The organism is Mesorhizobium sp. 113-3-9 (assembly GCF_016756515.1).
GTDB lineage: Bacteria > Pseudomonadota > Alphaproteobacteria > Rhizobiales > Rhizobiaceae > Mesorhizobium.
On record NZ_AP023246.1, the window covers coordinates 5,859,881 to 5,877,215 of the forward strand.

Genomic DNA, 17,335 nt, shown 5'->3' on the forward strand with positions numbered 1-17,335 from the left:
TTTGCCCCGGGCCGGGCGGTTCATGAGCCCGCGTTTTAGCGAAATTTTGTCGGCATGGAAGGGGTTCGGGCGGAAAATCGCCTATTCCCCAGGGCAAACAGACAAAATGACCCAATCGCACCCACGCCACATTTCGGGGATAGCCGGCTTGCTGACTGTCCGGAGCCTGTAAGTTTGCCGATGCCTTGTTTGTCTCGCGTTGTTGCGTTCGCGCTTGCCTCGCTCGCCACCACTGGCGCGGCTCTGGCCGACCCGCCCGCGCCGCCGATGCCGGCAAAGCCGAAGCAGGTCGTCATCATCTCCTTCGACAGCGCGCGCGACATCTCGCAATGGAAGCGCAGCCGGGCGCTGGCGCAGCGCACCGGCGCGCATTTCACCTATTTTCTCTCCTGCGTCTTCCTGCTGTCGCCGGAGACGCGCAAGGAATACACCGCACCCGGCAAGACATCAGGCAAATCCAACATCGGCTTTGCCGCCTCCAAACAGGAAGTGGCCGAACGGCTCGACCAGATCGGCCTTGCCGCGCATGAAGGCCACGACATTGCCAGCCATGCCTGCGGTCATTTCGACGGCAAGGACTGGAGCAAGGCCGACTGGCTGAAGGAGTTCGGCTCGTTCGAGCACATTCTCGAGAACGCCTATGCGATCAACGGCATTACGCCCGAACCGGATGGCTGGCGCGATTTCGCGCGACACGCCGTTGTCGGCTTCCGCGCGCCGTATCTGTCAACGAACAAGGCGCTTTACGAGGCCTTGCCCGCCGCCGGCTACCAGTTCGACGCCAGCGGCGTTTCACAAGGCCCTGCCCTGCCACCGACCGTCGGCGGCATCACCCGCTTTTCACTACCGCAAATCCCGGAAGGACCGAAATCCCGACCGGTGATCGCGATGGACTACAATCTCTATGTCAGGCATTCCGGCGGTTTCGAGCGGCCGAGCAAGGCGGGCGAATTCGCCGACCGGACCTATCAGGCGTTTCGAGCCGCTTTCGACACCCAGTATCAGGGCAAGCGTATTCCGCTGGAACTCGGCTTCCATTTCACGCTGATGAATGACGGCGCGTATTGGGACGCGCTGGAGCGCTTTGCCGGCGAGGTCTGCGTGAAGGCCGATGTCGAATGCATCAGTTTTCGCGATTATGTCGCGCGGCAAAGCGCTGGCCAGAGGCAGCCAACGGTCGGCGGCTGAGCCGCCAGCCCGCTCGGACCAAACCCGATCGTCTCAGGCCGGATCTTCGGCGCCATGCCTTGCCAGATAACGCTGGTCGATCTCGGGCAGCGGCTCGCCCAGGAGCGTGGCCTCGAAGGCGCGCAGGCGCTTGTGGACCGACTGGAGCTCGACGATGGTCGACCAGGAGGTGAGCAGAAACTGCAGCGAACCCGTCACCTTGCCAAAGGCGTTCGAGATCTGGTTCAGCGCGCCGAACGTTATCTTGTGGGCGACCAGCGACGGACCCAGGATCAGCAGGGAGAAGATATTGTCGGCCTGCAGGTAGGTGTACCGGACGACGTTGAAATAGATGTAGTGGAAATAGAGCCTGAAATAGTTGTGCCTGACATTGGCGAACAGCTCGGCGGTGGTGGCAGGCTGTGCACGGTCCGCATGATCCTCGCCGTAAACCAGTTCCTTGCGGTAAGCGGCCTCGACGCGCTGGTTACGGAACTGTAGCCCCGGAAGCTTCAGGCCGGCTATCATCACCGAGATCGTTCCGAACAGACACCAGGCGAGTGCCGCGACCACCAGGGGCTGGGGGATCGCGCCGATGATCGGCAACTCGCTGATATGGGCCTGCAACTGGATCATGACCGGCAGGAAGGCGATCAAGGTCATGATCGACTGCACGAAGCTGGAGCCGAGATCTTCCATGATCTGCGAGAACCGCATCGTGTCTTCCTGGATACGCTGCGAGGCACCTTCGATATGGCGCAGCCTGGCCCAGTTCTCGATGAAGTAGTTGTTCATCGCCGTGCGCCAGCGGAAGATCCAGTGGCTGACGATGAAGGCATTGACCACCTGCACATTCATGCCGACCAGCGCGAGCCATGAGAAATCGGCCAGTCCGGTATAGAATTCAGCGTTGGTCGATTTGCCGGTCCCTGACATCAGCCCTTGCACATAGTCAAAGAACGGTCCGTACCAGGCGTTGACGGCGACGCTGACCTGCACATTGAAATAGATGAAGAACAAGATGACCGCCGTCATCAGGATCGACCAGCGTTGCCAGGGATGCGGCGAATACCAGCTCCAGAACGCGTAGAAGATGGCCACGCACACCACGAAGTAGATGTAGAACCAGAGGAACGGCTTCGACACCAGGACGGCAATGCCGATGATCGGCGGCGCGTCGGCGGCCGCCGCCGGCAGGCCGAAGACGGCGCCCAATTGCTCACCACCGAAAAACCAGAACAGGATCGCCGCAAGGCTCCAGATGGCGGCCGAAGAAAAGAAGAGCTTCGGCTGCGGGAAGAAGGATACGAACACTGGGCGAATTCCTTGCTTTAGGCGCAAATCAGCTGACAACAGCGGGCATAAAGTCACACATTAGAGGGAAAGAAAATGCCTGCCCGATGCCCGGTGCCAGCAAGACCACAATCATGGCGATTTTGGCGCGGCCGACCAGGTGACGGCGCCGGAGACCACCAGCATGGCCGCGGCGAGGAGCGAAGCGAGGAAGAAATCACCTGATATCTGCGCCAAAAAACCGGCAACGATCGGGCCGATGATCTGGCCCAGGCCGAACGACGCCGTCATCAACGCAAAGATGCGCCGGGGCGCCCTTGGCGCCTGCTGGCGGGCGGCCTGCAAGCCAAGCGCGGTGATGGCAATGAAGGTGCCGCCGAGCAGTAGGCCGCCAAGCAGCGGCCCCGAATATCCGCCAAGCGCCACGCTGGCGGTGACGCCGATCACTTCTATGAAACATGCCAGCACATAGGCGGCGTAGAGGCCAATCCGCGCGGCGATCTTCTGCCAAAGCCACGTCGAGGGAAAACCGGCAAGGCCGGCGACCAGCCACACCATGGCCTCGAAGACGCGGCTGCCGCCGCCTTGGCGGACGATGGCGACCAGGAATGTCGCGGTCACCACATAGCCAAACCCGAACAGGCCGTAGGCGACGATGATCTTCATCAGCGACCGGGCTTTCGGCAAGGCCGGCTCACGGGCTGCTTCGCCGTTGACGAGCGGGCCTTCGTTCGCCAGCAGCGCCACGACGACCAAGCCGCAAGCCGAAATCAGAGCCGACCACAACCAGCCCGCCGCCCAGCCGGCATGTTCAGTGACCAGCACCGCCATCATCACCGCCGAGATCGCCATGCCGAGCCCGACACCGCCGAAATGCCAGGCCTGCAGGTCGCCACGACCGGCGGCATTGATATGGCTGAAAACGATGCTGGCCATGAAGACCATGACGAAGGCGCTGGCCAGACCCGCCAGAAAGCGGATGAGGAGAAAGGCAGGCATGGCGTCGGTCAGCCCCATCAGCGCGGCCAGGACAGTGCTGGCGCCGAGGCCCGCCAACATCAGCAGACGTTCGCGGCCATGCGCCCAACCACCGGCCGCGGCAAACGCGCCGACGAGATAGCCGAGATAATTGGCCGAAGCGATCCACCCCGCATTGGCCGGCGACAGATGCAGCTCTTCCATCATGCCGGGCAGGATCGGCGTGTAGACGAAGCGGCCGATGCCCATGGCGACGGCCAGCGCGATCATGCCGGCGACGGTGAAGCGAAGCTCTGCTGAGGTCGATTTCATTGCGGCGCACAATAAATGCCGACGTCGCTGAAACAACCCGCCTTTCGTTGGGCCAATACGACCGCCAATGCGCCACGCTCTGTCCGACATTTCCTCAAGCCGGACCGCGTGGCCTCGGCTCAGCGGCGTTCACCCAAACCGGCATGAGGTAAGCAGGTCTCGTGCTCGGTCCGCCGCGCCGTCAGCCTGAACGGCATGTCGCCGAGCTCGCGCTCCGACATGGTGTTCAGCACAGGATGTGAAAGCGGGTCTGTCAGCCATCCCTGCGCCTCGCTCCCAGAGCGAGGCGGGCACAAGGTATTCGTGGCGAACATGCCCCTCAGCAACGACACCATCCTCAACATTTCCGGCTCCGCGGGTCTGTCTCCCATCAACAAAGTCTGCCGTTCCGATGTGAGTTTCAATTGAGATTTCGGCCGGACCAGTTTAGAAAATCTCAAATGGCCATGCTCAATCGCGTTCATCTCAACGGCCTTCGGGCCGTCGAAACCGTTGCCCGTCTCGGCTCGCTTGCAGCGGCCGCCGGCGAGCTCAACGTTTCCGTCAGCGCCGTCAGCCAGCAGATAAGCCGCACGGAAAAGCAGCTCGGCCAGGCGCTGTTCGAGCGCACGGCCAGCGGTCTCGTGCTGACCGGATTCGGCGCCGTGTTCGCGACCCGCCTTGGTGCTGGATTTCGCGAGCTTACCCAGGCCGTGGCGCTGGCAGACGAAGCGACCCAATGCACGTTGGTGGTTTCGGTGGCGCCGGCCTTTGCCTCGAAATGGCTGCTGCCGCGACTGTCGCGTCACTTCGACCGACATCCCAATGTGCTGCTGCGCATCGACGCTTCGGTGCGGCTGGCCAATCTGGATCATTCCGACATCGACATCGCCATCCGGCTTGGCGACGGCAAATGGTCTGGCGGACGCGCGGAACTGCTTCTGGCGCAGGAGGTTTTCCCGGTCTGTGCTCCTGGCATCGCCAGGAAACTGAGCTCGATCGAGGACCTTGCCCAGACCTGCGCCATCACCGACGAGCGGGCGATGATCAACTGGGACAGCTGGTTCGCCGCCGCCGGTGTTGCACCCGTCACCTTCCAGAAGGGCGCCCGCTTCACCGATCCGATGCTCTGCCTGGAATCGGCGATTGCCGGTCATGGCGTGATGCTGGGCTGGCAGTTGCTGGCGGCGGATGCGCTGGCCGATGGACGGCTGGTGGCGCCGTTCGGAATCCGTGCACAGAGCGGGCTCGGTTACTGGCTGGTGACCTCGTCGACGAAGGCGGAAAGCCGCAAGGTCCGGGACTTCAAGATCTGGATCAAGGAAGAGATCGAGGCGACGATGGCGCAATTCGGATCGGCGACTACAGCTCCCGCCGGCTCGATCGCGGTGGAAAGCACCGCGTCACCGGTCTATGTAGAGTCGGATATCCAACTACGGCAGGCAGGATCATGACCACACATTCGCGCGGCGTTTCCGCAACGATCGACCCGGTGAAGCTCGACAGGCTGGCGGAAGTCGCCATCAAGGTCGGGCTGCAATTGCAGCCGGGACAGGATCTGGTGCTGACCTCGTCGATCGCGGCCCTGCCGCTGACCAGGCGCATCGTCGAACACGCCTACAAGGCCGGCGCCGGGCTGGTGACGCCGATCTTCAACGACGACGAGATGACGCTGGCGCGCTACCGCTTCGGCGCCGACGCCGGTTTCGACCACGCCGCCGGCTGGCTCTATGAAGGCATGGCCAAGGCCTTTTCCAACAATGCGGCCAGGCTTGCCGTGCGCGGCGAGGATCCCTCGCTGTTGTCGGCGCAGGACCCGGCGAAAGTGGCGCGCGCCAACAAGGCGAATTCCATGGCCTACCAGCCGGCGCTGGAAAAGATCACCGGCTTCGACATCAACTGGAACATCGTCGCCTATCCGGACCTCGCATGGGCCAAGCAGGTTTTTCCCGGCGATGCCGACGATGTCGCCGTGGTCAAGTTGGCCGATGCCATCTTCGCCGCCTCGCGGGTGGATGTGGAGGACCCGATCGGCAACTGGAAGGCGCACAATGCCGCTCTGCGCGGCCGCACCGAATGGCTGAACGGCCATAATTTCCATGCGCTGCATTTCACCGGGCCTGGCACCGACCTGACGGTCGGGCTGGCGGACGGCCATGAATGGATGGGCGGCGCCTCGACCGCTAAGAACGGCATCACCTGCAATCCCAACATCCCGACCGAAGAGGTCTTCACAACGCCGCATGCCAGGCGGGTCGAAGGCCACGTCTCCTCGACCAAGCCGCTGTCCTACCAGGGCACGCTGATCGATGACATCTCGGTGCGGTTCGAGGGCGGACGAATCGTCGAGGCCAAGGCTTCGAAGGGGGAGGATGTGCTGAAGAAGGTGCTCGACACAGACGAGGGATCGCGCCGTCTGGGCGAAGTCGCGCTGGTGCCGCATTCCTCGCCGATCTCGGCCAGCGGCCTGTTGTTCTTCAACACGCTGTTCGACGAGAACGCCGCCTGCCACATCGCGCTCGGCCAATGCTATTCGAAATGTTTCGTCAACGGCGCCTCGCTCAGCCAGGACGAGATCGCGGCCCGGGGCGGCAACAAGAGCTTCATCCACATCGACTGGATGATCGGTTCGGACAAGATCGACATAGACGGCGTCCACAAGGACGGCAGCCGCGTGGCGGTCATGCGCAAGGGCGAGTGGGCCTGACGGCTTGCCAGCCTGCGAGGGCAGGATGACTTTCGATATCGCGGTCAAGCGCATCTACGAAGCACCCGACGAGGCCGATGGCCAACGGGTGCTGGTCGATCGCATCTGGCCGCGCGGCGTCAGCAAGGAGCATGCCGCGCTGGCGCTGTGGCTGAAGGAGATCGCGCCGAGCGACGAGCTGCGCAAGTGGTTCGGACATGAGCCGGCGCGCTGGGCGGAGTTTCGGGAGCGGTATCGCGTTGAGCTGGATGGAAATGACGAGGCGGTGGCGCAACTGCGCGGTCTGCTTGGCGAGGGCAAGGTAACGCTGCTCTACGGCGCGCATGACGAGGCGCACAACAATGCGGTGGCGCTGGCGGGGTATTTGCGCGGGACGGGTTGAAGCGGCTGACATTTCTGAGGTCGGCGGGACAGCGCCCCCCTCTGTCCTGCCGGACATCTCCCCCACTTGGGGGGAGATCAGCAGCTTCGGCGCCGCAGATCCCTTGCAGCGTAACTGATTGGCGAAGGCCACGATGACATCCAATCTCCCCCCTCGTGGGGGAGATGTCCGGCAGGACAGAGGGGGGCGCCGGCCCGCGACGGGCGAAGGCGAAGGTCGCCCCTACTTCCCGACCGCCTGCTCATAAGCATCCGGCTTGAAGCCAACCAGAACCCGGTTGCCAACCTCAAGCACCGGCCGCTTGACCATCGTCGGCTTGGCCAGCATCAGCGCCTTGGCCTTCTTTTCGTCGAGCGACTGCTTGTCGGCGTCCGGCAGTTCGCGGAAGGTCGTGCTGCCCTTGTTGAGCAGCTTTTCCCAGCCGACCTTGCCGACCCAGCCATCCAGCCGCTTGGCGTCCAGCCCCTCCGCGCGAAAATCGTGGAAGCGATAGGCAACGTCGTGGCCCTCCAGCCAGACGCGCGCCTTCTTGACCGTGTCGCATGTGGTAATGCCGTAGATCGTAGTCGTCAAAGCGCGTTTCCCTTGGGCTGGCGGTCGAATCCGCCCCACAACTTAAAACCGCCCTTCCCGCATTGCCAGCGCCCAGGCCCGTAACCGCGGAATTTTTGGGGCTTGCCAATACTAAGGAATTTTCCTAAGTATTTTTAGGCCGCTTTTGACAGCGCCTCAGGATCGATCAATGACAAGCCTCCAGACAGCCAATCCGAGCCTCCCGCCGATCGACGGCATCTTCCGCGCGCTTGCCGATCCGACGCGGCGCCGTGTCGTCGAGCGGCTGAACCGCAGCCCGGCCTCGGTCAGCGAACTGGCGCAGCCTTTCGAGATGGCCCTGCCCTCCTTCATCGAACATCTCAAGGTGCTGGAAGGCTGCGGGCTGGTGCGATCGGAAAAGATCGGCCGCACCCGGACCTACCAACTGGCACCCGAGCCCCTGAAGCTCGCCGAAAACTGGCTGGCCGAACAGCGGACACTATGGGAACGCCGCCTCGACCAGTTCGACACCTATGTGATGACCCTCAAGGAGCAGGAAAAATGAGCTATCCCTTCAAGCCCGATCCCAAGCTGGACCTCGTGCTGGAGCGCGTCATCGATGCGCCGCGCGAACTGTTGTGGCGGGCGTGGACGAAGCCGGAGCATGTCAAGCAATGGTTCACGCCGAAGCCGTGGATGATCACCGACTGCGAGATCGATCTCAAGCTAGGCGGGTTGTTCAGGACACGCATGCAGTCGCCCGACGGAAAGGAGGTCAACGACCGCCGCTGCTGCTATCTCGACATCGTGCCGAACGAGCGGCTGGTGTGGACGGATGCGCTACTGCCGGGCTATCGGCCGTCAGGCGAACCCTTCATCACCGCGGTCATTTCGCTCCAGCCGGATGGCCGGGGCACGCGCTACACCGCCACCGCCATCCACCGCGACGAGGCGACCCGCAACAGCCATGAGGAGATGGGTTTCTTCGATGGCTGGGGCACGGTGGCGGACCAGCTTGCCGAGTATGTGAAGACGATTTGAGCGGCACATGGCGGCCAGGACGCCGTCCCGGCCGCCATGCTTGTATCTCGAAGCGAAGAGCAGGCTCCGAAGTCGGAGCACCTTCTGCGTCAGTAGTAAAAACGCTCTTCGGTAATCTTGCCGTTCTTGACCGTGTAGAGGCCAACCTCGTCCATGGTGACACGCTGGCCGGTGGCCTTGGGCGTGACGTCGAATGTGAAGCGCACCGCGAACTGGTCGCCGTTGACATAGGGTCCTTCTACCGAGCCTCCATGGACCTCATGGTTCTCCTGCCACCATTGGCTTTTCTGCCTGAGGGCCTCCCTCCCGTGGCTCACGGCCATCGGCCCCTCCATGGCTTCGTAGCTGGCGATATCATCGGCATTGTACTTTTCGGCGGCACCGTTGTGGTCTCCCTGCTTGAGGAGCTCGGTGAAATCCTTGGCAATTTCCGCGATGGTCATTTTTATGTCCTCCTGTTCAGACGCACTCGAAATAGGGAAGCGCTTGCCGGCGCGCCACCCTTGCCCGAATGACAGCTGACAAGGTGTGTCAGGACGAGGGATATAGCGCGGCTGTGTGACGACGATTTCTCACATACCGGCCAGGGAATCGTCCTGACCGGTCAATTGCCAACGTCCACACTCATCGTAGACGCCCTTGCCGATGAGACTGTGGATCAGCACAAAATCCCGCACCAACCAGTTGACTGGATCAATCGTCCGTTCGCGGATTTTGGGCACACGCGCTTCATCGCGAAGCAGCGTGACATGCGGTTCGATGGACTTTGTGAGAAAGCATTTCAACGGGCTGTCGGAAATCAGCGCAGTAAGCTTGCGCCAGAATTCTTGTAGCGCCGGATTGCTGCCACTGCCGCCGCGCAGAACAAGCGAACCACCGCCAAAAGCCGACAAGCGATCGAAGGAAACCTCGAAAGGTTTTGCAACGATCATCGAGCCTATACGGCAGGCGGTTTCGACCAACTCCTTCGGAAACCCGTCATGGTCGCCGAGACCGACGAGCGAGATATGGATGTGATTTTCCGGAACAAACCAGCCTTGCAGCCCCAGCTCGCGATCCAGGGCGACGGCCTTCCGCGCGAGAGGGGCGGCAATAGCGTTCTCGGCAAGGACGGCGAAGAATATCCGGTCGTCGAAATGTCGCTCGAACTCTTCCCATTGGAAAAAGGTCTGGCCGTTCCTGGCGGTTCCGAATGCAGGTTGCCCACTCATAACTGAACTCGACCGGCAAATTGTATCCGATCGGGAATTTTAGAACAAAAAGAGAACACGTCAAGCGAAAACGGATGGACACCGGTCCTTCCAGCATGTACCCGCGCAACTGTGCGGCGACCTTGCGAAGCCGATCAGGCTAGCCCGGCAACATTGGGCAGTTGGCGCCACGCCGCAGGCTGATATGCGCCACGTCGCCGACGCTGAATTGAAAACCCTCGGCCTGGCGCGGGGCATCGATGACAACAGGCGCGCCTTTTTCGAGTTCGGCATGCAGGCGCAGCGTGCGGCCGTGAAAGACGATGCTGTTGACACGTGCCGGCGCCGTGCCGGGAGCGGCCTCGGTCATCGCCAGCAGATCCTCCGGACGCACGCCGATGGTGCGCATTTCGCCTTCTCCGGGGGACTGGTCGGTTTCGGAAATGGCCTCCAGCGGCAAGGTGCCGGCGGTGAAACGCAGGCGATCGCCATCGCGGCCGACAAAACGTGATTGCAGGAGATTCATGGTGCCGATGAAGCTCGCCACGAACTTGGTTGCTGGCCGATCATAGAGGGTCGCCGGCGGCGCGATCTGCTCGATGCGGCCCTTGTTCATGACGACGATACGGTCGGAGATCGACAGCGCCTCGGTCTGGTCGTGGGTGACCATTACGAAGGTGGTACCAAGCCGCGACTGCAGCCGCTTCAACTCGACTTGCATCTGTTCGCGCAGATGCGCGTCCAACGCCGACAGCGGCTCGTCGAGCAGGAGCACGCGCGGCTCGCAGACGATGGCGCGGGCGAGCGCGACGCGCTGGCGCTGGCCGCCCGACAGTTCCAGGACGCGAGCGCGAAGCTTGTCGGCGAGACCGACCATCTCCAGGGCTTCGCCGACGCGCTTCGCCTGCTCGGCGCCCGACAGTTTTCGCAGGGACAGGCCGAAGCCGACATTTTCGGCGACGTTCATATGCGGAAACAGCGCATAGTCCTGGAACACGGTGTTGACCGGCCGGTCGAAGGGCCGAAGGGCAGTGATGTCACGACCGTCGAGCAAGACCTTGCCGCTCGACGGGCTTTCGAAGCCGGCAATGACACGCAGGCTGGTGGTCTTGCCACAGCCGGACGGCCCGAGCAGCGTGATGAATTCGCCGCTGATAATGTCGAGATCGACGGCATCGAGCCCGACGATGCCACCTGGAAAAACCTTGGAAACCGCCTGCAGCCGAACGAGTGGATCAGGCGCCATCGCGAACCTCGGACGGCTTCGTGGTGTTGACCCAGAGGATCTGGCATTGCTCGGCGCCGGGATTGCGGAAGGCATGCAACAGCGTGCTCTTGAAGGCAAAGCTATCGCCGGTCTTCAGCCCGTATTTTGTCGAATCCACCACCAGCTCTACCTCACCCGAAAGCACGTAGCCGAATTCATGGCCGGCATGGGCGTAGGCTTCCGCCGTGCCGCCACCGGCTTCCACCGTCACCAGCATGCCGGTCAGCGTCGCGCCGGGCGGCGATAGCAGTGCCTTGGCGATGCCTTCGGATTTCACCGGAATTGCGCGGCGGCTGTTGGCGCGCACGCAATAGAGATCGTTGACGGCCTCGTTGCCGTCGGCGATCAGCGCCGAAGGCTCGATGTCCAGCGCGGCGGCGAGCGGCCAGATTACCTTGACCCGCAACGAGGACATGCCGCGCTCGATCTGGCTGAGCGCGCCGATCGACACGCCTGCCCTTGCGGCCAGTTCGGCCAGCGACAGGCGGCGCTCGAGCCTGAGCGCCCGCACGCGCCGGCCGACCCGCACGTCGGCATCGTCCTTCGGCTTCTCCGCCGCTTCGTCAAGAACATCCATGCATTCGTCCTCGTTTGCTTCTTCCTTCTCCCCTTGTGGGAGAAGATGGATCGGCGCGTAGCGCCGAGACGGATGAGGGGTGGGTGACGGATCACCGTCGGCGCCAAGCTGGAGCACCCCTCATCCGTCGCCTTCGGCGACACCTTCTCCCACAAGGGGAGAAGGAAGAACCAGCGTCAGCCGCCAGCCTTCACTTTCTCGAACATCTTCGCCACATCGTCGTTCTGTTTCATCGGGCCGGTGAAGATGGTGCTCTTCAGCATCACCTCGGGGTCGGACGGCAGTTGCAGCTTCTCCAATTCGTCCTTCGCCACGCCGGCGAAAGCGGTGCTGAGCGAGCTGCCATAGCCATAGGACTGGATCAGGAATTTGCCGGAGTCGGCGTCGAGCCGGCTGTTGATGAAGTCGTAGGCGAGATCGACATTCTTGGCGTCCTTCAGCATGACGAAGCCGCAGGCCCAGGTCAGCATGCCTTCCTTCGGCTTCATGAACTCGACCGGCACGCCCTGCTTCTTCAGCGACGTGGCCGATGCGTTCCAGGTCATGGCGGCGACCAGCTGGCCGCTGGCCAGCGCCTGCTCGACCGAGGTCATGTCGGTGGTGTAGCTCGACAGCAACGGGCGCTGTTCGCGCAACTTTGCCGCGACCTTGTCCATCTCAGCCGGCGTCATGTCGAAGGGGTTCACGCCGGCCAGAAGTGCGGCGACGATGGGCGTGTCATGGACGGCGTCGATGGTCGCCATGCGGCCGGCATATTGCTTGTCCCAGAGCAGATTCCAGCTCGCCTCGGGATTCTTCACCAGGTCGGTGCGGTAAAGGATCGAGGTGTTGCCCCAGTCCCACGGCACCATCCAGACCTTGCCGTCGCCGGCCTGCAGATCGGGCAAGTTCTTGAACACCGGGAAGATCGAATCCCAGTTCTTGATGCGCTTGGTGTCGATCGGCTGCAGCAGGCCTTCCTTGTTCCAGCGCGCCACCTTGTCATAGCAGGGATGGGCGATGTCAGGACGGAAGCCGGCCTTGACCTTGGTGAAGGCATCGTCGTCGTCCCCGAAGATCGAGGCCTCGACGCCATCGGGATGCGCGGCAAGGAAGCTCTTGTTGAAGTCGGGCAGTTCGTAACCCGACCAGGTGAAGTATTGCAGCTTCTCGGCGGCCAGCGTCACGGTCGAAGACAATGCGAGCGCCAATGCCGCGAGGCCGGCCCGGGCCTTGTGTCCGGTTATCGATTTCAGGAATGCCATTTTCGTTCTCCTCTTGGTTGTTATGGTCAGGCTGGATTGCGGCGCGCCGCACCGAGCCCGCGATGGCGCAGGATCTCGGCGGTACCGGCGATGATGAAGGAAACGGCCAGGATCACCGTCCCCAGCGCCATGACGGTCGGCAGCGATCGGGGGAAGCGCAGTTGGCTCCAGATGTAGAGCGGTAGTGTCGGCTCGATTCCGGCGAGGAAGAAGACGACGATGAATTCGTCGAAGGAGATCAGGAAAGCAAGCATGAAGGCTGACAGTACGGCCGGCAGGCTGAGCGGCAGCATGACGCGCCGGAACGTGGTCCAGTCGGAAGCGCCAAGGTCGAGGGCCGCCTCGCGAACGGTCTTGGGGATGGCGGCGAAACGGCTGCGCATGATGACCACGGTGGTCGGCAGAGCCACCAGTATGTGGCCGAGAACGATGGCGATGCGCGATGGCCCGAGGCCGATCAGGTTGACAAGGATCAGCAGCGATATGCCGACGATGACGCCGGGGATGAGGATCGGCAGCCGTGCGATGGCGCTGATGGTGGCGGCCAAAGGGGAGCGGCCATAGAGATCCATATAAGACACGGTGATGCCGCACAGCGTGGCGCCCGAAGCCGCGACAACGCCGATGACGAGGCTGTTGGCGAGCGCGCCCGAAAGCGCCGGATTGCCGTAGAGCGTCGCATACCATTGCAGCGTGAAGCCCTGCAGGGGAAACGCCGCCTGGATGGAATCGTTGAAGGAAAACAGCGGGATCAGCAGGACCGGCAGATAGAGGAACACCAGATAGGCAAGTACGTAGAGGCCGAGCCAGCGGCCATCCCGTTTCGTGCCGGCGCGTTCGGCCCTCATGTGCGGCTGCCAAATCTGCGGTCGGCGCCGCGCGCGACCAGCACAACGAGGAGAATGACCAGCATGACGCAGACCGAAAGCGCCGCGCCGAACGGCCAGTCATTGGCCTTGCCGAACTGTGACTGGATCAGCGTGCCGATCATGGTGCTGGCCGGGCCGCCGACCATGGCCGGCGTGACATAGTCACCGACCGTCGGCACGAAGACGACAAGGGCCGCGGCCAGAACGCCGGGCATGGAGTTTGGCAAAACGACGCGGCGGAACGCGGTGAACGGCCGCGCGCCAAGATCGGAGGCGGCCTCGAGCAGCGATTTCGGGATCGTGTCCAGCGCCACATAGATGGGCAGGATGGCGAACGGCGCGTAGGCATGAGCAAGCGTGACGACCACCGCCGCCGGCGTGTTTAGGAAGGCCAGCGTGGGCTCGGACCAGATGCCGCTTTCGATCAGCGCCGAATTCAAGACGCCGTTATAGGCGAGCACGATCTTCCAGGCGAAGACGCGCAGGAGATAGCTGGTCCAGAACGGCAGCGTGACCAGGAAAAGCAGCAGGCCGCGCCGATGCCCGGCATGGAAGGCGAGGTAGTAGGCGACGGGATAGGCGGTGACGACGGTTGCCAGCGTCACCAGGCCGGCAATGACCAGCGAGCGCAGCGTCACCGTCCAGTAGAGCGGATCGGTTGCCACGGTGGCGAAGTTTTCGACGGTCAGCCCAACGCCGAGCAGCGAGCCGTCATTGCCGCGGAAGGCGAGGAACAGCACCAGGCCAAGCGCAAACAGGATCAGCAGGAACGTGACCAGTGCCCCCGGCAGCAGCATGGCGAGCCGGAAGCCCGACAAGGACCGGGACTCGGGCACTTCTGCTGCAACCAGGGTCGACATCGGCCTGCCCATCGAAATTTTGAAATTACCTGAGATTTTTTCATATTCGTGAAACTGTCAAGCAGAATTCCGCTGGCAGAAATGGCTGCGATCAGCGCCTAAATCCGCAGGGACCGCAGCAGCATGGGCTTACGTGTCCCTCATGAAAATCCATTGAGCGTTTCATGTTCTTGAAATAGCTCGTGGTTTTGTGGCGCCTAGCGCAGACCGGCTGTCCCGGATCCGGAGTTTCACAACCAAAGCCCGGCACCTTGGATCACCATCGATGGGATAGACCTTTGAGCGGAATCCGGTGAAAGTGCCGCGCCGATCCGGCAAGCCGCATTTTCGATGATCAGAGGATCCCACGCATGACAATCCCGACGCATCTGCCCACCGAGGGCCTTTTTGTCGGCCGCGCCAGGAGTGGCGATGTCTCGCATCCCATGGTGGTCACGGTGCGTGACGGGACCGTCTTCGACATCACGTCAAGCGCGGCGCCAACCGTGCGTGATGTCTGCGAGATGGCCGATCCGGCAGGGCATGTGCGCGCGGCCAGGGGCAAGCCGATCGGCTCGCTCGATGACATCGCCGCCAACAGTTTCGAGGCCGGGCGCGACCCGGCAAGACCGCATCTCCTCTCCCCTGTCGACCTGCAAGCGGTCAAGGCATCGGGCGTCACCTTCGTCGTCAGCCTGCTCGAGCGGGTGATCGAGGAACAGGCGCGCGGCTCCGCTGAAAAAGCCGATGCCATCCGCGCCGACATTGCCGGACTGATCGGCCATGATTTGTCGAAGCTCAAGCCCGGATCGCCGGAGGCCATGGAGATCAAGGCCAAGCTCATCGCGCGCGGCGCCTGGTCGCAATATCTGGAAGTGGGCATCGGCCCCGATGCCGAGATCTTCACCAAGTGCCAGCCCATGGCCTCGGTCGGCTTCGGCGCCGATGTCGGCCTGCACCCGGTGTCGACCTGGAACAATCCGGAACCGGAGATCGCCATGATCGCCGCCTCGAGCGGCAGGATCGTCGGCGCCACTATCGGCAACGATGTCAACCTGCGCGACGTCGAAGGGCGCTCCGCACTGCTGCTTGGCAAGGCCAAGGACAACAACGCCTCCGCATCGCTTGGCCCTTTCATCCGCCTGTTCGACGAGACGTTCTCGATCGACGATGTAAAGCAGGCCGTGGTGCGCCTGAAGGTCGAGGGCGAAGATGGGTTCTCGCTGGAGGGCGCAAGCTCGATGGCCGAGATCAGCCGTTCACCGGAAGAGCTGGTTGCCGCGGCCATGGGGCCGCACCACCAGTATCCGGATGGGCTGGCGCTCTATCTCGGCACCATGTTCGTGCCGTCGAAGGACCGCGGCGAAAAGGGCAAGGGCTTCACCCACAAGGTCGGCGACATCGTCACCATCTCGTCGGAAAAATTCGGCGCGCTGGTCAACCGGGTGCGGCTGTCGCCTGATTGCCCGCACTGGACCTATGGCGCCAGCCATTTGATGCGCGACCTGGCGAAAGCCGGTCTTATCTAGAATCTTTGCCCAAACGGCCGCAATCAACATGATTTTGTGCGGAACCGGATGAAGGCGGACGCAATCCGCTTCAAGATCGCGGTGCGGTCGGGAGGGCGCTCCGATGTCCAGTTCTCCGATCCTGTTCGTGCGCAACGTCGCCAGGTGCTTTGGCGGCACGGTCGTGCTCGAAGACATGAACCTTATGATCGAGCGCGGTTCGATCCACGCGCTGGTCGGTGAAAGCGGCGCCGGCAAATCGACGCCGACAAAGGTGCTGGCGGGCTGAGCCCTTCACCGATCATCCGGCTGCCCTGAAAAGTCACCGCAACTGATGCAATCTGATGGGTCTGCTGATGGCGGCGCGTCGGGCGGCAATTACACCTGCAGATGGAGGCTTGCCATTCGTCGAAAAAGGGAATGCTCTTAGGTATCCGAGCGGCGCTGGCAAAAGACGCAATCCGGCCGAGCCGGAACAAGGGACGGATCATCTTCAACCGGGAGGAAATGAAATGCTGACAAGACTGAGACTTGTGCTCTACGGCCTGCTGGTCGCGCTGACGGTCATTCCCGCCGCGGCGCAGGCCAAGACCTTCTACTGGATTTCACATGGCGGCCCGGCCGACCCGGTCTGGACCTACTTCCTGGCCGGCGCCAAGCAATGGGCGAAGGACACCGGCAATACCGTCAACACCTCGTTCCACAATGGCGATGTCGCCTCCCAGCAGGAAGCGGTTCGCGCCGCGCTGTCGGCCAAGGCCGACGGTATCGTCACCACCAGCCCCGATCCGGGCAGCCTTGTCGAGATCGTCAAGGAAGCCCGCGCCGCCAACATCCCGATCATCAACTTCAACACGCCCGATCCCAAGGCCAATTTCAATGCCTATGTCGGCGGCGACAACGTCACCTTCGGCAAGCATTGGGCCCAGTATCTGGTCGACAAGGGCCTGGTGAAGAAGGGCGACTTCGTCTGGATGCCGGTCGAGATTCCCGGCGCCACCTACGGCGTCCAGGAAGAAGAAGGCATCAAGAGCGTGTTCGGACCGCTCGGCATCACCTATGAAGTGACCGAGGCGACGCTCGACCAGGCCGAGGTGATCAACCGCATGGTCGACTACCTCACCGCCCACAAAGGCAAGGTGAACGCCATCATCGGCCTCGGCGACCTCGTCACCGGCTCGATCAAGCGGGTGTTCGACCAGGTCGGCGTAAAGCCGGGCGAAATTCCGGTCGTCGGCTGGGGCAATTCGCTCGACACCACGCAGGAAGTGCTGAACGGCTATGTCAATGCCGGCCAGTGGCAGGACCCGCAGGCGACCAGCTATGTCGCGCTGTCGCTCGCCAACATGGCCGCGTCAGGCATTCCTCCGGGCTTCAACGTCATCACCGGCGCGCTCTACGAAAAGGACACGGCCGGCATCTACGACAAGATCCTGTCCGGCAAATAA

Annotated in this window: 20 protein-coding genes; 9 read left to right on the forward strand and 11 right to left on the reverse strand. The window is 62.6% G+C overall.

Features of this window, described 5'->3' with window-relative positions; genetic code table 11:
• Positions 1-180 precede the first annotated feature (180 nt).
• A complete protein-coding gene (locus tag MesoLj_RS28740) occupies positions 181-1,188 on the forward strand; it encodes a polysaccharide deacetylase family protein (RefSeq protein ID WP_202323386.1) in 1,008 nt (335 codons plus the stop codon).
• 33 nt (positions 1,189-1,221) lie between these two features.
• Here the strand turns inward: MesoLj_RS28740 and sbmA are convergent, their stop codons facing one another.
• The 3 genes from sbmA to MesoLj_RS36755 form a co-directional block, all read right to left on the reverse strand.
• A complete protein-coding gene (gene sbmA, locus MesoLj_RS28745) occupies positions 1,222-2,481 on the reverse strand; it encodes a peptide antibiotic transporter SbmA (RefSeq protein WP_140769029.1) in 1,260 nt (419 codons plus the stop codon).
• A 111-nt stretch (positions 2,482-2,592) separates the two neighbouring features.
• Positions 2,593-3,750 carry a YbfB/YjiJ family MFS transporter gene (locus tag MesoLj_RS28750; protein WP_244735186.1) on the reverse strand — a complete coding sequence of 386 codons (1,158 nt, stop codon included), beginning with the start codon at positions 3,748-3,750 and terminating at the stop codon, positions 2,593-2,595.
• 119 nt (positions 3,751-3,869) lie between these two features.
• Positions 3,870-4,214 carry a hypothetical protein gene (locus tag MesoLj_RS36755; protein ID WP_342215802.1) on the reverse strand — a complete coding sequence of 115 codons (345 nt, stop codon included), beginning with the start codon at positions 4,212-4,214 and terminating at the stop codon, positions 3,870-3,872.
• On the opposite strand from MesoLj_RS36755, the gene MesoLj_RS28760 reads away from it, so the two are divergent.
• From MesoLj_RS28760 to MesoLj_RS28770, 3 genes are read left to right on the forward strand one after another with little or no spacing between them, the layout of a single operon-like run.
• Complete coding sequence (locus MesoLj_RS28760) at positions 4,191-5,183, forward strand: LysR substrate-binding domain-containing protein (protein WP_202323387.1); 993 nt, start codon at positions 4,191-4,193, stop codon at positions 5,181-5,183. The genes MesoLj_RS36755 and MesoLj_RS28760 overlap by 24 nt on opposite strands.
• Entirely contained in the window at positions 5,180-6,436 is a 1,257-nt protein-coding gene (locus MesoLj_RS28765; RefSeq protein WP_140769033.1) for an aminopeptidase, read from the forward strand. The genes MesoLj_RS28760 and MesoLj_RS28765 overlap by 4 nt, the downstream gene beginning before the upstream one ends.
• A 25-nt stretch (positions 6,437-6,461) precedes the next feature.
• A complete protein-coding gene (locus MesoLj_RS28770; RefSeq protein ID WP_202323388.1) occupies positions 6,462-6,818 on the forward strand; it encodes a DUF488 domain-containing protein in 357 nt (118 codons plus the stop codon).
• Positions 6,819-7,040: 222 nt separating this feature from the next.
• On the opposite strand, the gene MesoLj_RS28775 is transcribed toward MesoLj_RS28770, so the two are convergent.
• Positions 7,041-7,391: an ArsC family reductase gene (locus tag MesoLj_RS28775; protein WP_202323389.1), complete on the reverse strand. Its 351-nt coding sequence runs from the start codon at positions 7,389-7,391 to the stop codon at positions 7,041-7,043.
• A gap of 169 nt (positions 7,392-7,560) precedes the next feature.
• On the opposite strand from MesoLj_RS28775, the gene MesoLj_RS28780 reads away from it, so the two are divergent.
• Both MesoLj_RS28780 and MesoLj_RS28785 read left to right on the forward strand, forming a co-directional pair.
• Positions 7,561-7,917, forward strand: coding sequence for an ArsR/SmtB family transcription factor (locus MesoLj_RS28780; RefSeq protein WP_202323390.1), 357 nt, complete (start codon positions 7,561-7,563; stop codon positions 7,915-7,917).
• Positions 7,914-8,393 carry an SRPBCC family protein gene (locus tag MesoLj_RS28785; RefSeq protein ID WP_202323391.1) on the forward strand — a complete coding sequence of 160 codons (480 nt, stop codon included), beginning with the start codon at positions 7,914-7,916 and terminating at the stop codon, positions 8,391-8,393. Before MesoLj_RS28780 ends, MesoLj_RS28785 begins: the two co-directional genes overlap by 4 nt.
• 89 nt (positions 8,394-8,482) lie before the next feature.
• Here MesoLj_RS28785 and MesoLj_RS28790 read toward each other — a convergent pair whose 3' ends face one another.
• From MesoLj_RS28790 to MesoLj_RS28820, 7 genes are all read right to left on the reverse strand, one after another.
• A complete protein-coding gene (locus MesoLj_RS28790) occupies positions 8,483-8,836 on the reverse strand; it encodes a SnoaL-like domain-containing protein (RefSeq protein WP_202323392.1) in 354 nt (117 codons plus the stop codon).
• A 129-nt stretch (positions 8,837-8,965) separates the two neighbouring features.
• Positions 8,966-9,604, reverse strand: coding sequence for a 2'-5' RNA ligase family protein (locus MesoLj_RS28795; RefSeq protein ID WP_202323393.1), 639 nt, complete (start codon positions 9,602-9,604; stop codon positions 8,966-8,968).
• A 139-nt stretch (positions 9,605-9,743) separates the two neighbouring features.
• A complete protein-coding gene (locus MesoLj_RS28800; protein WP_202323394.1) occupies positions 9,744-10,829 on the reverse strand; it encodes an ABC transporter ATP-binding protein in 1,086 nt (361 codons plus the stop codon).
• Positions 10,819-11,427, reverse strand: a complete 609-nt coding sequence (locus tag MesoLj_RS28805) for a cupin domain-containing protein (RefSeq protein WP_202323395.1) — start codon at positions 11,425-11,427, stop codon at positions 10,819-10,821. Before MesoLj_RS28805 ends, MesoLj_RS28800 begins: the two co-directional genes overlap by 11 nt.
• A gap of 176 nt (positions 11,428-11,603) precedes the next feature.
• The gene (locus MesoLj_RS28810; protein ID WP_140769055.1) at positions 11,604-12,671 is read right to left on the reverse strand and encodes an ABC transporter substrate-binding protein; all 1,068 of its coding nucleotides are present in this window, start codon (positions 12,669-12,671) and stop codon (positions 11,604-11,606) included.
• Positions 12,672-12,697: 26 nt separating this feature from the next.
• A complete protein-coding gene (locus tag MesoLj_RS28815; RefSeq protein WP_202323396.1) occupies positions 12,698-13,519 on the reverse strand; it encodes an ABC transporter permease in 822 nt (273 codons plus the stop codon).
• A complete protein-coding gene (locus MesoLj_RS28820; protein ID WP_202323397.1) occupies positions 13,516-14,400 on the reverse strand; it encodes an ABC transporter permease in 885 nt (294 codons plus the stop codon). Before MesoLj_RS28820 ends, MesoLj_RS28815 begins: the two co-directional genes overlap by 4 nt.
• Before the next feature lie 350 nt (positions 14,401-14,750).
• Between MesoLj_RS28820 and MesoLj_RS28825 the strand changes: the two genes are divergently transcribed.
• From MesoLj_RS28825 to MesoLj_RS28835, 3 genes are all read left to right on the forward strand, one after another.
• On the forward strand, positions 14,751-15,908 hold the full coding sequence (locus tag MesoLj_RS28825) for a fumarylacetoacetate hydrolase family protein (protein WP_140769061.1): 1,158 nt from the start codon (positions 14,751-14,753) through the stop codon (positions 15,906-15,908).
• Between the two features lie 103 nt (positions 15,909-16,011).
• On the forward strand, positions 16,012-16,176 hold the full coding sequence (locus MesoLj_RS28830) for an ATP-binding cassette domain-containing protein (protein ID WP_202323398.1): 165 nt from the start codon (positions 16,012-16,014) through the stop codon (positions 16,174-16,176).
• 223 nt (positions 16,177-16,399) lie between these two features.
• Complete coding sequence (locus MesoLj_RS28835) at positions 16,400-17,335, forward strand: substrate-binding domain-containing protein (protein ID WP_019856893.1); 936 nt, start codon at positions 16,400-16,402, stop codon at positions 17,333-17,335.